General features: G+C 64.9%; 12 protein-coding genes. 7 read left to right on the forward strand and 5 right to left on the reverse strand.

Annotation, left to right across the window (positions count from 1 at the left end; genetic code table 11):
- Nucleotides 1–74 precede the first annotated feature (74 nt).
- Nucleotides 75–797 carry a ribonuclease PH gene (gene rph / locus ACODS5_RS00005; RefSeq protein ID WP_134689194.1) on the reverse strand — a complete coding sequence of 241 codons (723 nt, stop codon included), beginning with the start codon at nucleotides 795–797 and terminating at the stop codon, nucleotides 75–77.
- A 221-nt stretch (nucleotides 798–1,018) separates the two neighbouring features.
- Here rph and ACODS5_RS00010 point away from each other — a divergent pair, with 221 nt between their 5' ends.
- Entirely contained in the window at nucleotides 1,019–1,882 is an 864-nt protein-coding gene (locus tag ACODS5_RS00010; protein WP_134689193.1) for a YicC/YloC family endoribonuclease, read from the forward strand.
- Between the two features lie 13 nt (nucleotides 1,883–1,895).
- Entirely contained in the window at nucleotides 1,896–2,516 is a 621-nt protein-coding gene (gene gmk, locus ACODS5_RS00015; protein WP_134689192.1) for a guanylate kinase, read from the forward strand.
- A gap of 94 nt (nucleotides 2,517–2,610) precedes the next feature.
- Here gmk and ACODS5_RS00020 read toward each other — a convergent pair whose 3' ends face one another.
- The 3 genes from ACODS5_RS00020 to ACODS5_RS00030 form a co-directional block, all read right to left on the reverse strand.
- On the reverse strand, nucleotides 2,611–4,152 hold the full coding sequence (locus tag ACODS5_RS00020; RefSeq protein WP_134689191.1) for an APC family permease: 1,542 nt from the start codon (nucleotides 4,150–4,152) through the stop codon (nucleotides 2,611–2,613).
- Between the two features lie 113 nt (nucleotides 4,153–4,265).
- Nucleotides 4,266–5,039, reverse strand: coding sequence for a gamma-glutamyl-gamma-aminobutyrate hydrolase family protein (locus ACODS5_RS00025; protein WP_489107632.1), 774 nt, complete (start codon nucleotides 5,037–5,039; stop codon nucleotides 4,266–4,268).
- Between the two features lie 4 nt (nucleotides 5,040–5,043).
- On the reverse strand, nucleotides 5,044–6,426 hold the full coding sequence (locus tag ACODS5_RS00030; protein WP_134689189.1) for a glutamine synthetase family protein: 1,383 nt from the start codon (nucleotides 6,424–6,426) through the stop codon (nucleotides 5,044–5,046).
- Between the two features lie 207 nt (nucleotides 6,427–6,633).
- On the opposite strand from ACODS5_RS00030, the gene ACODS5_RS00035 reads away from it, so the two are divergent.
- The 5 genes from ACODS5_RS00035 (at nucleotide 6,634) to ACODS5_RS00055 (ending at nucleotide 11,405) form a co-directional block, all read left to right on the forward strand.
- A complete protein-coding gene (locus tag ACODS5_RS00035) occupies nucleotides 6,634–7,509 on the forward strand; it encodes a LysR family transcriptional regulator (RefSeq protein WP_134689188.1) in 876 nt (291 codons plus the stop codon).
- 279 nt (nucleotides 7,510–7,788) lie between these two features.
- Nucleotides 7,789–8,052 (forward strand): DNA-directed RNA polymerase subunit omega, encoded by a 264-nt coding sequence (gene rpoZ / locus ACODS5_RS00040; RefSeq protein ID WP_008091595.1) that lies wholly within the window; start codon nucleotides 7,789–7,791, stop codon nucleotides 8,050–8,052.
- 59 nt (nucleotides 8,053–8,111) lie between these two features.
- Nucleotides 8,112–10,220, forward strand: a complete 2,109-nt coding sequence (spoT, locus tag ACODS5_RS00045; RefSeq protein WP_134689187.1) for a bifunctional GTP diphosphokinase/guanosine-3',5'-bis pyrophosphate 3'-pyrophosphohydrolase — start codon at nucleotides 8,112–8,114, stop codon at nucleotides 10,218–10,220.
- Nucleotides 10,221–10,243: 23 nt separating this feature from the next.
- Complete coding sequence (locus tag ACODS5_RS00050) at nucleotides 10,244–10,624, forward strand: RidA family protein (protein ID WP_003253379.1); 381 nt, start codon at nucleotides 10,244–10,246, stop codon at nucleotides 10,622–10,624.
- 55 nt (nucleotides 10,625–10,679) lie between these two features.
- Nucleotides 10,680–11,405, forward strand: a complete 726-nt coding sequence (locus tag ACODS5_RS00055) for a hypothetical protein (RefSeq protein WP_134689186.1) — start codon at nucleotides 10,680–10,682, stop codon at nucleotides 11,403–11,405.
- Nucleotides 11,406–11,487: 82 nt separating this feature from the next.
- Here ACODS5_RS00055 and ACODS5_RS00060 read toward each other — a convergent pair whose 3' ends face one another.
- Nucleotides 11,488–12,342 carry an SDR family oxidoreductase gene (locus ACODS5_RS00060; RefSeq protein WP_134689185.1) on the reverse strand — a complete coding sequence of 285 codons (855 nt, stop codon included), beginning with the start codon at nucleotides 12,340–12,342 and terminating at the stop codon, nucleotides 11,488–11,490.
- Nucleotides 12,343–12,394 lie beyond the last annotated feature (52 nt).

Consider the following 12,394-nt stretch of genomic DNA (forward strand, 5'->3'; position numbering starts at 1 on the left):
TACATGGATCGTGCAAAACCTGTAGGAGCCGGCTTGCCGGCGATGGGCCGCAAGGCGGCCCCGATTGCTATCTGTCAGTCAGCCAGGGCGGCGTTCTGCAGCTCGAAGATCTCGCTCATGCCTTTTTGCGCCAGCGCCAGCATGGCGTTGAAGTCTTCAGGCTGGAACGGCGCGCCTTCGGCGGTGCCCTGCACCTCGATGAAGCCACCGGCGCTGGTCATGACCACGTTCAGGTCGGTCTCGGCGGCGGAGTCTTCGAGGTAGTCGAGATCGAGTACCGCCTCGCCCTGGTACATGCCCACCGACACCGCGGCGATCATGTGCTTGAGCGGGTTGCCGCCCTTGAGGCCGCCGCGCTTCTTGATCACCGCCAGGGCGTCGCACAGGGCGACCATGGCACCGGTGATCGAGGCGGTGCGGGTACCGCCATCGGCCTGGATGACATCGCAGTCGACGTACAGGGTGATGTCGCCGAGCTTGCTCATGTCCAGTGCGGCGCGCAGCGAGCGGCCGATCAGGCGCTGGATCTCGAGGGTGCGCCCGCCCTGCTTGCCACGGCTGGCTTCGCGCTGGTTACGTTCGCCAGTGGAACGCGGCAGCATGCCGTACTCGGCGGTCAGCCAGCCTTGGCCCTGGCCCTTGAGGAAGCGGGGAACACCATTTTCGACGCTGACCGTGCAGATGACCTTGGTGTCACCGAACTCGACCAGTACCGACCCCTCGGCGTGCTTGGTGTAGTTGCGGGTAATGCGGATCGAGCGGAGCTGATCGGCGGCGCGACCACTTGGACGTTTCATCTGGGATACCTGTACCGGGACATTTGAATCTGTCGAGCATTATAGAGCCCGACGCCCGCTGAAGACATGCCTATCGTCGTACCCGCGCTACCTGTCGCCTTTTCCCATCGACTTACGCACCTGCCGGTAGCATGGGCGCCTGGGCCGCACTGCGCTACAATCCTGCGCCTTGCAGCCGGAAGGCTCTCCCCCTATTCACCTGAAGTCGCGAGGTACGCCCCATGGTGCACAGCATGACCGCATTTGCCCGTGTCGAGCGCGCAGGCAGCCAAGGCACCCTGGCCTGGGAGCTGCGCTCGGTCAACCACCGCTATCTCGAACCCCACCTGCGCCTGCCCGAGGCCCTGCGCGACCTCGAGGGCGCGGTGCGTGAAGGCCTGCGCCAAGGCCTGTCGCGCGGCAAGGTCGAATGCACCTTGCGCCTGAGCGAGGACAACGCCGGCAAGCCGCTACAGGTCGACCGCGAGCGCGCTGCGCAACTGGTCGCCGCCGCCGAGACCGTCGCCGGCCTGATCAAGCAGCCAGCCCCGCTCAACCCCCTGGAAGTGCTGGCCTGGCCTGGCGTGCTGGTGGCCGATGCAACCGACCCCCAGGCGCTCAACGCCGAAGCCATCGCGCTGTTCGACGAGGCCCTGGCCGAGCTCAAGGCTGGCCGGCAGCGTGAAGGTGCCGAACTGGCCCGGCTGATCAACGAACGCCTGGACAGCATGGCCAGCGAAGTCACCACCCTGCGCGCCCTGGTGCCGCAGATGCTGGCGGCGCAACGGCAGAAAGTCCTCGACCGTTTTAGCGACATGCAGGCCGAGCTCGACCCACAGCGCCTGGAGCAAGAGATGGTCCTGCTGGCGCAGAAGAGCGACGTCGCCGAGGAACTCGACCGTCTCAGCACCCACGTCACCGAGGTGCGCCGAGTGCTCAAGTCCGGCGGCGCTGCTGGCCGGCGCCTGGACTTCCTGATGCAGGAGCTCAATCGCGAAGCCAACACCCTCGGCTCCAAGGCGTTCGACCCGCGCAGCACCCAAGCGGCGGTCAACCTCAAGGTGCTGATCGAGCAGATGCGTGAACAAGTACAGAACATCGAGTAAGGCCACCCCTACCATGAACCACAGCAGCGGCACCCTCTACATCGTCTCGGCCCCGTCCGGCGCCGGCAAGACCAGCCTGGTCACGGCCCTGATCAAGGACGACCCGCGCGTACGCGTATCGGTCTCCCACACCACCCGAGCCATGCGCCCGGGCGAGGTGCACGGGGTGAACTACCACTTCGTGATTCACGAAGAGTTCAAGACACTGATCGCCCAAGGCGACTTCCTTGAGCACGCCGAGGTGTTCGGCAACTTCTACGGCACCTCGCGCAGCGCGCTGCAGGAAACCCTCGACCAGGGCTACGACCTGATCCTCGAGATCGATTGGCAAGGTGCCCAGCAGGTACGCAAGCTGATGCCCGAGGCGCGCTCGATCTTCATCCTGCCGCCAAGCCAGGAGGCCCTGCGCCAGCGCCTGGACGGTCGCGGCCAGGACAGCGAGGAAATCATTGCCGGACGCATGAAGGAAGCGGTCAGCGAGATGGTGCACTACGACGAATATGAGTACGTCATCATCAATGATGACTTCGCCGTGGCCCTGGAAGAGATGAAGGCGGTGTTCGCCTCGAACCGCTTGCTGCTGGAAAAGCAGCAACAACGCCATGGCGCGCTGCTGAAACAGCTGATCGGCTGAACGCGCATTCGCCGGCAAGCCGGCTCCTCCGGGCGCGACGCCAAACCTGTAGGAGCCGGCTTGCCGGCGAAGGGCTGCCAAGCAGCCCCATTCTTCATTCCTGCAGTGGGATGGTCGCCTGCTGACGCAGGGTAGCCCCCAGGAAATACGCCGGCGCCCGCAGGCGGGACAGCATCATCAGCACGATCCCCAGTGCCGAGATGATCGCCGCGATCACGAACACCAACCCCAGCCCAGCCACATGCGAGCCGCTGCCGAAGTCCGGCGAAGCGCTGTCGATGGCGGTGCGCACGAAGATCACCGACAGGATCACCCCACCCACCAGCGGGCACACGCCGCGCATGAAAAAGTGCCGCACGCTGTCGAACAGGCTGTGGCGGAAATACCAGACACAGGCGAACGCGGTCAGCGAGTAATAGAAGCAGATCATCATGCCCAGCGCGGTGATGGTGTCGGCCAGCACGTTCTCGCTGAGGGTGCGCATGGTCACGTAGAACACGCCCGCGGCGATACCGGCGCAAATGGTCGCGTAGCGTGGCGTCTGCGAACGCGGGCAGACCTTGGCGAAGCGCTGTGGCACGGCACCGTAATACCCCATGGCCAGCAGCGTGCGCGCCGGCGACACGAAGGTCGACTGCAGCGAGGCGGCGGTACTGGCCAGCACGGCAATGGACATCAGGATCGCCAGCGGCCCCATGACCGGGCCGGCCAGGTGGGCGAAGACGTTTTCCTGGATACGCGGGTTGCCCAGGCCCAGGCCTTGATCGCTGATCCCGGCGAACTGCAAGGTGGCGATGGCGGTGAGCAGGTACAAGCCGAGAATCAGCAGCACAGTCCAGGTGGCGGCCTTGCCCGGCACCTCTTCGCTACCCACCGACTCTTCGCTGACGGTCAGGCACACGTCCCAGCCCCAGAAGATGAAAATAGACAGCGACAGGCCGGCGGCAAAGGCGGAGAACGACTCGACACCGAACGGGTTGAACCAGGCCAGGTCGAACGCCAGCGGCGGCGGCGCGGTGGTTTCGCCGAAGGCGGCGAAGGCAAAACCGATCAACACCAAGAGCTGCAAGGCCACCAGGCCATATTGCACCGTCATGGTAGTGGCCATGCCGCGGCAACAAATCCACACCGCCAGGGCGATGAACACGCAACAGGTGCTGACGTTGACCAACAGGTTGTCGGCCAGGGCCGCCAGCGCCTGGTTGCCGGTGATCTGCGCGAGGAACAGATAGAAGAAGTCCACCGCCACGCCCGCCAGGTTGGACAGCACGATGGTGGTGGCCACCACCAGCCCCCAGCCGCCAATCCAGCCGATCATCGGGCCAAAGGCGCGGGCCGACCAGGTAAAGGAGGTGCCACTATCAGGCTCCGCCGAATTAAGCTCGCGGTAACCCAGGGCCACCAGCAGCATCGGCAGGAAGCCGACGATGAACACCGCGGGCAGGTGAGCGCCGACTTCGCGCACGGTCGGGCCAAGCGCGCCGGTCAGGGTGTAGACCGGGGCGATGGTGGAGATGCCCAGCACGACGCTGGCCAACAGGCCGAGCCGCCCCTTGGCCAGGCCCTTGCTGCGCTGGGTGTTGCCCGAGTCGGACGCCGCGTCGGGTGGACGCCCGGCTTCTGTGTATTCATTCATGAGTCTGCGCCGTAACTATTGGAATTGTTTTCACAGGCCCGCCGTAGAGGGCCCGCTTTCACTCATTGAAAGCTCGCGGTGGGGGCACGGTCATCCAGGACCTTCGGCTAACGTCAGGGTGTTTCCCGACGCGCCCCCTCCCGTGCAGCATGGGCAATGCAAGCCTCGCGGAACGCCTCGAACAGGCGCAGCGAAACCGGGTTTTCGGCGAAACGCCATTCAGGGTGCCACTGCACGCCAAGCACAAAGCCCGGCGCGTCAGGCATCGACACCGCTTCGATCAGGCCATCCGGGGCCCGTGCCTCGACACGCAGGCCCGGGGCCAGGCGGTCGATGCCCTGGCTGTGCAGCGAGTTGACCTCGAACTGCGCAGCCAGGCCCAGGCGCTCGAACACTCCGCCAGGCTCAATGCCGACCGGGTGCCGAGGGCCGTACTGCACCTCCAGGGGGGCGTCCTCAGGTTCGCGGTGATCCAGGTAGCCGGGCAGTTCCTGCACCCGCTGGTGCAAGCTGCCACCCAGGGCCACGTTCAGCTCCTGGAAACCACGGCAGACGCACAACACCGGCACGCCGGCGACGATCGCCGCCTGCAGCAGGGGCAACGTCAGCCGGTCGCGCGCCAGGTCATGGCGGGTACCTTCCACGCTGGGCGCGCCATTGTAATGATGCGGCTCGACATTTGAAGGCGAACCGGTAAAAAGAATGCCATCCAGGCGTGCCAGCAGCGCCTGCGGGTCGCTGCCACCATCACGCGCCGGCAGGATCAGCGGCAGCCCGGCGAAGCCCGCGGCCTCGACGTACTTGTCACCCACCGTGTGCGACGAGTTCTTCCCCACCTGCTGGCGGCAGGCGCTGACACCGATCAAGGGGACCGCAATTGCGCTCATGGGCTTACACCGTGTGCAGGTACCAGTTGTACTCGAGGTCGGAGATCGACACTTCGAACTCGGCCAGCTCGCTCTCCTTGCAGGCCACGAAGATATCGATGTAGTCCGGGCTGATGTATTGGTTGAGCACTTCGCTGTCGTCCAGCGCGCGCAAGGCGTCGCGCAGGTTGTTCGGCAGGCTCTGCTCCAACTGCTCGTAGGAGTTGCCCTCGATCGGCGCGCCCGGCTCGACCTGGTGGGTCAGGCCGTGGTGGATGCCGGCAAGGATCGCCGCGAGCATCAGGTACGGGTTGGCATCGGCACCGGCCACGCGGTGCTCGATGCGCACGTTGTCACTGCTGTCGGTGGGCACGCGCACGGCCACGGTACGGTTGTCCAGGCCCCAGCTCGGTGCGTTGGGCACGTAAAACTGGGCGCCGAAGCGGCGATAGGAGTTGATGTTCGGGCAGAGGAAGGCCATCGACGCCGGCATGGTCTCCAGCACGCCGCCGATGGCATGGCGCAGCGCGTCGCTTTGCAGCGGGTCGTCGTTGGCGAAGATGTTCTTGCCGGTTTTCTTGTCCAGCAGCGAGATGTGCACGTGCAAGCCGTTACCCGCTTGGCCCGGATAGGGCTTGGCCATGAAGGTGGTGTCCATCTCATGGTCATAGGCGACGTTCTTGATCAGGCGCTTGAGCAAGATCGCGTAGTCGCAGGCCTTGAGCGGGTCGGCGACATGATGCAGGTTGACCTCGAACTGCGCCGGGGCGCTTTCCTTGACGATGGCGTCGGCCGGCAGGCCTTGTTCCTTGGCAGCCTCGAGCATGTCCTGCAGGCAGTCGGCATATTCATCGAGGTCGTCGATCAGGTACACCTGGGTCGACTGCGGGCGCTTGCCCGAAAGCGGCGAGCGTGGCGGCTGTGGCCGGCCGTTGAGGTTGTCCTGGTCGATCAGGTAGAACTCCAGCTCGAAGGCCGCGCAGATATCCAGGCCCAGGGCATCGAACTTGGCCACCACCTGGCGCAGCACTTCCCGCGGGTCGGCGAAGAACGGCGCGCCGTCCAGCTCGTGCATGGTCATCAGCAACTGGGCGGTCGGGCGTTTCTGCCACGGCTCGTCGGACAGCGTGCCGGGGATCGGGTGGCAGACACGGTCGGCGTCGCCGATGTCCAGGCCCAGGCCGGTGCTTTCGACGGTCGAGCCGTTGATGTCGAGGGCGAACAGCGAGGCCGGCAGGTTGATGCCCTTTTCGTACACCTTGTGCAGGCTGGCGCGCTCGATGCGCTTGCCGCGCACCACCCCGTTCATGTCGGAGATCAGCAGGTCGACGTACTGGGTATCCGGATGGGCATCCAGGAACTCATTCATCTCGCGGGAAGAACTGGCGCACGGGGAGACCGACGTCATGGCTGTACATCCTTCGATTTGGAGCGGCGATGTGGGAACTGCGGATGACGCCTCGAAAGGCGACGATGGTGCTGCTGTTGTTCTTTTCACTGGCCCATCGTTGGGGGCTGGTCGCCGACCGGGTGCATTGATTCCGGGGGGCCGTTTCACTATAAAATGGCCCCCACGCAACAGACATTGGCATTTCGGCAAGCAGAGCGTGCATCGATGCAATATCAGATCAACCATGCGGACCTCGCCCTGGTCCTGGCGCTGGAACGCGGGCGCTCCCTGGCCAAGGCCGCCGAGCTGCTCAAGGTCGACGTTTCCACGGTGTTCCGCTCGATCCGGCGACTGGAATCGGCACTGGGCACCGCGCTGTTCGTCAAGAGCCGCAAGGGCTACCTGCCCACCGACACCGCCCAGGCCCTGGCCGAGCAGGCCGAACGCGCCGAGCAGGCGCTGGACGCCGCGCGTATCGCCCTGACCAGCGGCGAGCAGGTGGTCAGCGGCACGGTGCGCCTGACCTGTACCGAGGCGGTGCTGCACAGCCTGCTGCTGCCGGCGCTGGCCGAGTTCATGCCCAACTACCCAGCGCTGTCGCTGGAAATGGGCACCTCCAACACCTTCGCCAACCTCAGCCGACGCGACGCCGACATTGCCCTGCGCCTGACCAATACGCCACCGGAGCACCTGGTGGGCCGTTGCCTGGGCTCGACCAGCTACGTGATCTGTGGGCGTGCGCAGCTGCGCGAGCGGCTCGATGCCTCGCCCGCCAGCGTGCCGTGGATCGCCCCCGACGACTCCATGCAGGACCACGCCACCGTGGTCTGGCGCAACCAGTATCACCCAGGGCTGATCCCGCGCTACCAGTGCAGCGGCATGTCGACCATCGCCCAGTTGGTGACCACCGGCCTGGGCGTGGCGGCGCTGCCCGACTACATGGTTCACGCCCTGCCGGGGGTAGAGGCGCTGAGCGGCCCACTACCGGGCTGCGACACCCAGCTGTGGCTGCTGACCCGCCCGGATTGCCGGGCCTTGCGTTCGGTGCAGACGCTGTTCGAGGAGTTGACCCCGCGCCTGCGCGACGCAATGTTGCGTTAACGCGTCAAGGGCGGTTGTGTCGGCGATGGACGGCAAGCTATTGTCGGGCATCGGCGGTTGGCTCCAATTGCCTGGATCGGCCCTATCGCGGGTCAAGCCCGCCCCCACCTTGCCCCGATTCGGGAACACATGCGTGGGAGCAGGCTTGCCCCGCGATACAGGCGCCACAGGTACACCCGATAAAACAGCCCTTCCCTATTGGCTGGTGATTTTTTAAACTATCGAGTCCGCCTGCCCATTCTGGGCGCACGCCTACCGCATTTGCTACTGAGGAAGACCATGGCCCGCGTAACTGTTGAAGACTGCCTGGAACACGTGGATAACCGCTTCGAGCTGGTCATGCTCTCGACCAAGCGCGCCCGCCAGCTGGCGACCGGCGGCAAAGAGCCGCGCGTTGCATGGGAAAACGACAAGCCCACCGTCGTCGCCCTGCGTGAGATCGCCGAAGGTATCGTCACTCCTGAATTCATCGCCGCCGAAGAGATCGTCACCGAAGATCCGGTGTTCGCCGCATTCGAGGACGAGAACAACGAGGCGGTCTGATTGATGCCCAGTCGACACCGTGCGGCGCAAGGCCCTCTTCTTCAGCAAGAGGTGAACCCATGCCGGGTATAGAAGCCCTCGCCGAACGGCTGTCGACCTATCTAGGCCCCGAACAGGTCAACCTGGTCCGGCGCGCCTACTTCTACGCCGAACAGGCCCACGATGGGCAGCGCCGCCGCAGCGGCGAGCCCTACGTGACCCACCCGCTGGCCGTGGCCAGCATCCTCGCCGACATGCACATGGACCATCAGAGCCTGATGGCGGCCATGCTGCACGACGTGATCGAAGACACCGGCATCGCCAAGGAAGCCTTGAGCCAGCAATTCGGCGAGACTGTCGCCGAGCTGGTCGACGGGGTCAGCAAGCTGACCCAGATGAACTTCGAGACCAAGGCCGAGGCGCAGGCCGAGAACTTCCAGAAGATGGCCATGGCCATGGCCCGCGATATCCGCGTGATCCTGGTCAAGCTGGCCGACCGCCTGCACAACATGCGCACGCTGGAGGTGCTGTCCGGCGAGAAGCGCCGGCGCATCGCCAAGGAAACCCTCGAGATCTACGCCCCCATCGCCAACCGCCTGGGGATGCACACCGTGCGCGTGGAGTTCGAGGACCTCGGCTTCAAGGCCATGCACCCGATGCGCTCGACGTTGATCCACCGCGCGGTCAAGGCCGCCCGTGGCAACCGCAAGGAGATCGTCGCCAAGATCGAGACCTCGCTGGCCAACTGCCTGGCCGCCGACGGCATCGAGGGCGAAGTCAGCGGCCGGCAGAAACACCTCTATGGCATCTACAAGAAGATGCGCGGCAAGCGCCGCGCCTTCACCGAGATCATGGACGTGTACGCCTTCCGCATCATCGTCGACAAGGTCGACACCTGCTACCGCGTGCTCGGCGCCGTGCACAACCTGTACAAACCGCTGCCGGGGCGCTTCAAGGACTACATCGCGATTCCCAAGGCCAACGGCTACCAGTCGTTGCACACCACGCTGTTCGGCATGCACGGCGTGCCCATCGAAATCCAGATCCGCACCCGCGAGATGGAAGAGATGGCCAACAACGGCATTGCCGCGCACTGGCTGTACAAGTCCAACGAGCAGGAGCAGCCCAAGGGCAGCCACGCCCGTGCCCGCCAATGGGTCAAGGGCATCCTCGAGCTGCAGCAGCGCGCTGGCAACTCGCTGGAGTTCATCGAGAGCGTGAAGATCGACCTGTTCCCCGATGAGGTCTACGTCTTCACCCCGAAAGGCCGGATCATGGAGCTGCCCAAGGGCTCCACCGCCGTCGACTTCGCCTACGCGGTGCACACCGACGTCGGCAACAGCTGTATCGCCTGCCGCATCAATCGCCGCCTGGCACCGCTGTCCGAGCCGCTGCAGAGCGGCTCCACCGTCGAGATCGTCAGCGCGCCGGGCGCACGGCCGAACCCGGCCTGGCTCAACTTCGTGGTCACCGGCAAGGCGCGCACGCATATTCGTCATGCCCTCAAGCAGCAGCGCCGCTCCGAGTCCATCAGCCTTGGCGAGCGCCTGCTGAACAAGGTGCTGACCGGCTTCGACAGCAGCCTGGAGCTGATTCCCCAGGAGCGTATCCAGGCCATTCTCAGCGAGTACCGCCTGGAGCTGATCGAGGACCTGCTTGAAGACATCGGCCTGGGCAACCGCATGGCCTACGTGGTGGCCCGCCGCCTGCTGTCCGCCGAGGGCGAGCAACTGCCGGCGCCGGAAGGCCCACTGGCGATCCGCGGCACCGAGGGCCTGGTACTCAGCTACGCCAAGTGCTGCACGCCGATCCCGGGCGATGCCATCGTCGGCCACCTGTCGGCGGGCAAGGGCATGGTCGTGCACCTGGAAGACTGCCGCAACATCAGTGAAATCCGCCACAACCCAGAGAAGTGCCTGCAGCTCTCCTGGGCCAAGGACATCACCGGCGAGTTCAATGTCGAGCTGCGCGTCGAGCTGGAGCACCAGCGTGGCCTGATCGCCCTGCTGGCCAGCAGCGTCAACGCCGCCGACGGCAACATCGAGAAAATCAGCATGGACGAACGCGACGGCCGTATCAGCGTGGTCCAACTGGTGGTCAGCGTGCGCGACCGCGTGCACCTGGCCCGTGTGATCAAGAAACTGCGCACCCTCACCGGCGTGGTCCGCATCACCCGGACGCGTGCGTAGTCCGCCAACCGCAAGGAGTCATCATGAGCAAGACCGTCATCAACAGCGACAAGGCCCCTGCCGCCATCGGCACTTACTCGCAGGCGATCAAGGCCGGCAATACCGTCTACATGTCGGGCCAGATTCCGCTCGATCCAAAGACCATGGAGCTGGTCGAAGGCTTCGAAGCCCAGACCGTGCAGGTGTTCGAAAACCTCAAGGCTGTAGCCGAGGCCGCCGGCGGTTCGTTCAAGGACATCGTCAAGCTGAACATCTTCCTCACCGACCTCAGCCACTTCGCCAAGGTCAACGAAGTCATGGGTCGCTACTTCGAGCAGCCCTATCCGGCCCGCGCCGCCATCGGCGTGGCAGCCCTGCCGAAGGGCTCGCAAGTCGAGATGGACGCCATCCTCGTCATCGAGTGATGCCCCAGGCGGCCGGCGCCCTGCCTGCCGCCTTTCCTGCCTGAAGGTCCCCACCATGCGTCATGCCCTGCCCCTCGCGCTGGCAGCCCTGATCCTGGGCGGCTGCGCCAGCCACAAACCTGAAGACCTCGACGGCACCTGGATCAACCAGGACGCCATCGACTCCGCCGTCAAGAGCGGCCGAATCACCCAGACCCTGAACAAACACGGCCTCGCCCTGGAATGGAAGCTGGATGTGGCCAAGCAGGCTGCCAGTTATACCAACGGGTTCGAAGCCGTTGACGGCCACCTGGTAACCGCCAAGGAGCCTTGGGAAGTCAGGTTTTCCGGTGATCAAGGCCAGCAACTCGGCCTCTCCGGCGACACGTTGACCACCAACGACCCGGAGGTCGGTAAACAGCGGTTCGTGCGCAGCAAAACCGCGGGCAACGCTCCATTGGGCGGCAGTTTCGAGAGGGCGCTGTACCAGGCCTACCTGGGGGGCGACTGGAAGATCGTCGAAGGCCAGGGCAAAGGCGCCGTGGTGCGCTTCAGCGACACTGGCAGCGTGACCGGCCTGCCCGGCCCGGATCGTTTCGCCCTGTGCCTGGCCGGCGACTGCGCCGATATGGGGGGTAGCAACGACAGCCTGTGGCTTGAACGCAACCAACGCGGCGCACCGTGGATGTTCAAACGTGACGGCGACACCCTGGAAATCTACCAGGCGGTGAATCTTGCCCAGCCCGATGAAAAACCGCAGCTGACGCCCGGTGCGCGGCAGTGGCTGCTGGAGAAGGATTGACAGATCCAGCCCATTCGCCGGCAAGCCGGCTCCTACAGATTACGCTTCACCTGTAGGAGCCGGCTCGCCGGCGAACTGCCACTCAACGCCCTGCCAGAATGGCCGCATACCCCTCTTTATAACTCGGATACTGCGGCACCCAGCCTAGCGCCCGCGCCCGCGCATTGCTGCAGCGCTTGCTGCCGGTACGCCGCACGCGTTGCTCATCCGACCATTCGGTCACCCCAAGATACCCGCGCAACCAAGCCACCACGTCAGCCAGCGGCGCCGGGTCGTCATCCACGCCGATATAGCAATCATCGAGCGCTACACCCTGGGCATCAGACTGCAGCAGATGCGCCAGCAGGCTCGCGGCATCCTCGGCATGGATCCGGTTGCCATACAAGGGCGGCTCCTCGGCTACACGATAGCCCTGACGAACCTGACTCAGCAGCCACTCTCGGCCCGGGCCATAGATACCGGTCAGGCGCACGATGCTGGCAGGGATGTCACTTTCAAGGGCCAGACGCTCCGCTTCCAGCATCACCTTGCCGGAATAGCCTTCAGGCGCGGTGCTGGCGGTCTCGTCGATCCACTCGCCATCCTGCTGCGCATAGACACTGCTGCTGGAAACGAACAGCAGGCGGCGCGGCGCCTGGCCGTTGCGCTCAAGCCACCCCAGCACATGGCGTAACCCCTCGACATAGGCGGCCTGGTAGCCGGCCTCGTCATGCTGGTTGGCGGCCACGCAGTACACCAGGTAGTCAGGCGCGCACTCGGGCCAGGCCTCAGGTTGGCGGCGATCAGAAAGATCGGCGGCAATGGGCCGCACGCCTTCGGGCAGTTGATCGACCGAACGCCGCAAGCCGCTGACCTGCCAGCCTTGAGCAAGCAGTTGGCGGGCCAGGCGGCTGCCCACATCACCGCAACCCACGATCAAAGCTGAAACGTCTGACATACCAAATCTCCCAATGCGAAAGGCGCAGGCTATCGGGTTAACGCGATCAACG

Source organism: Pseudomonas sp. FG47 (assembly GCF_057809115.1).

Excerpts from the sequence above, each read along its gene's own strand:
- rph (WP_134689194.1), bottom strand. The coding sequence starts at position 797 with ATGAAACGTCCAAGTGGTCGCGCCGCCGATCAGCTCCGCTCGATCCGC.
- ACODS5_RS00010 (WP_134689193.1), top strand. The coding sequence starts at position 1,019 with ATGGTGCACAGCATGACCGCATTTGCCCGTGTCGAGCGCGCAGGCAGC.
- gmk (WP_134689192.1), top strand. The coding sequence starts at position 1,896 with ATGAACCACAGCAGCGGCACCCTCTACATCGTCTCGGCCCCGTCCGGC.
- ACODS5_RS00020 (WP_134689191.1), bottom strand. The coding sequence starts at position 4,152 with ATGAATGAATACACAGAAGCCGGGCGTCCACCCGACGCGGCGTCCGAC.
- ACODS5_RS00025 (WP_489107632.1), bottom strand. The coding sequence starts at position 5,039 with ATGAGCGCAATTGCGGTCCCCTTGATCGGTGTCAGCGCCTGCCGCCAG.
- ACODS5_RS00030 (WP_134689189.1), bottom strand. The coding sequence starts at position 6,426 with ATGACGTCGGTCTCCCCGTGCGCCAGTTCTTCCCGCGAGATGAATGAG.
- ACODS5_RS00035 (WP_134689188.1), top strand. The coding sequence starts at position 6,634 with ATGCAATATCAGATCAACCATGCGGACCTCGCCCTGGTCCTGGCGCTG.
- rpoZ (WP_008091595.1), top strand. The coding sequence starts at position 7,789 with ATGGCCCGCGTAACTGTTGAAGACTGCCTGGAACACGTGGATAACCGC.
- spoT (WP_134689187.1), top strand. The coding sequence starts at position 8,112 with ATGCCGGGTATAGAAGCCCTCGCCGAACGGCTGTCGACCTATCTAGGC.
- ACODS5_RS00050 (WP_003253379.1), top strand. The coding sequence starts at position 10,244 with ATGAGCAAGACCGTCATCAACAGCGACAAGGCCCCTGCCGCCATCGGC.
- ACODS5_RS00055 (WP_134689186.1), top strand. The coding sequence starts at position 10,680 with ATGCGTCATGCCCTGCCCCTCGCGCTGGCAGCCCTGATCCTGGGCGGC.
- ACODS5_RS00060 (WP_134689185.1), bottom strand. The coding sequence starts at position 12,342 with ATGTCAGACGTTTCAGCTTTGATCGTGGGTTGCGGTGATGTGGGCAGC.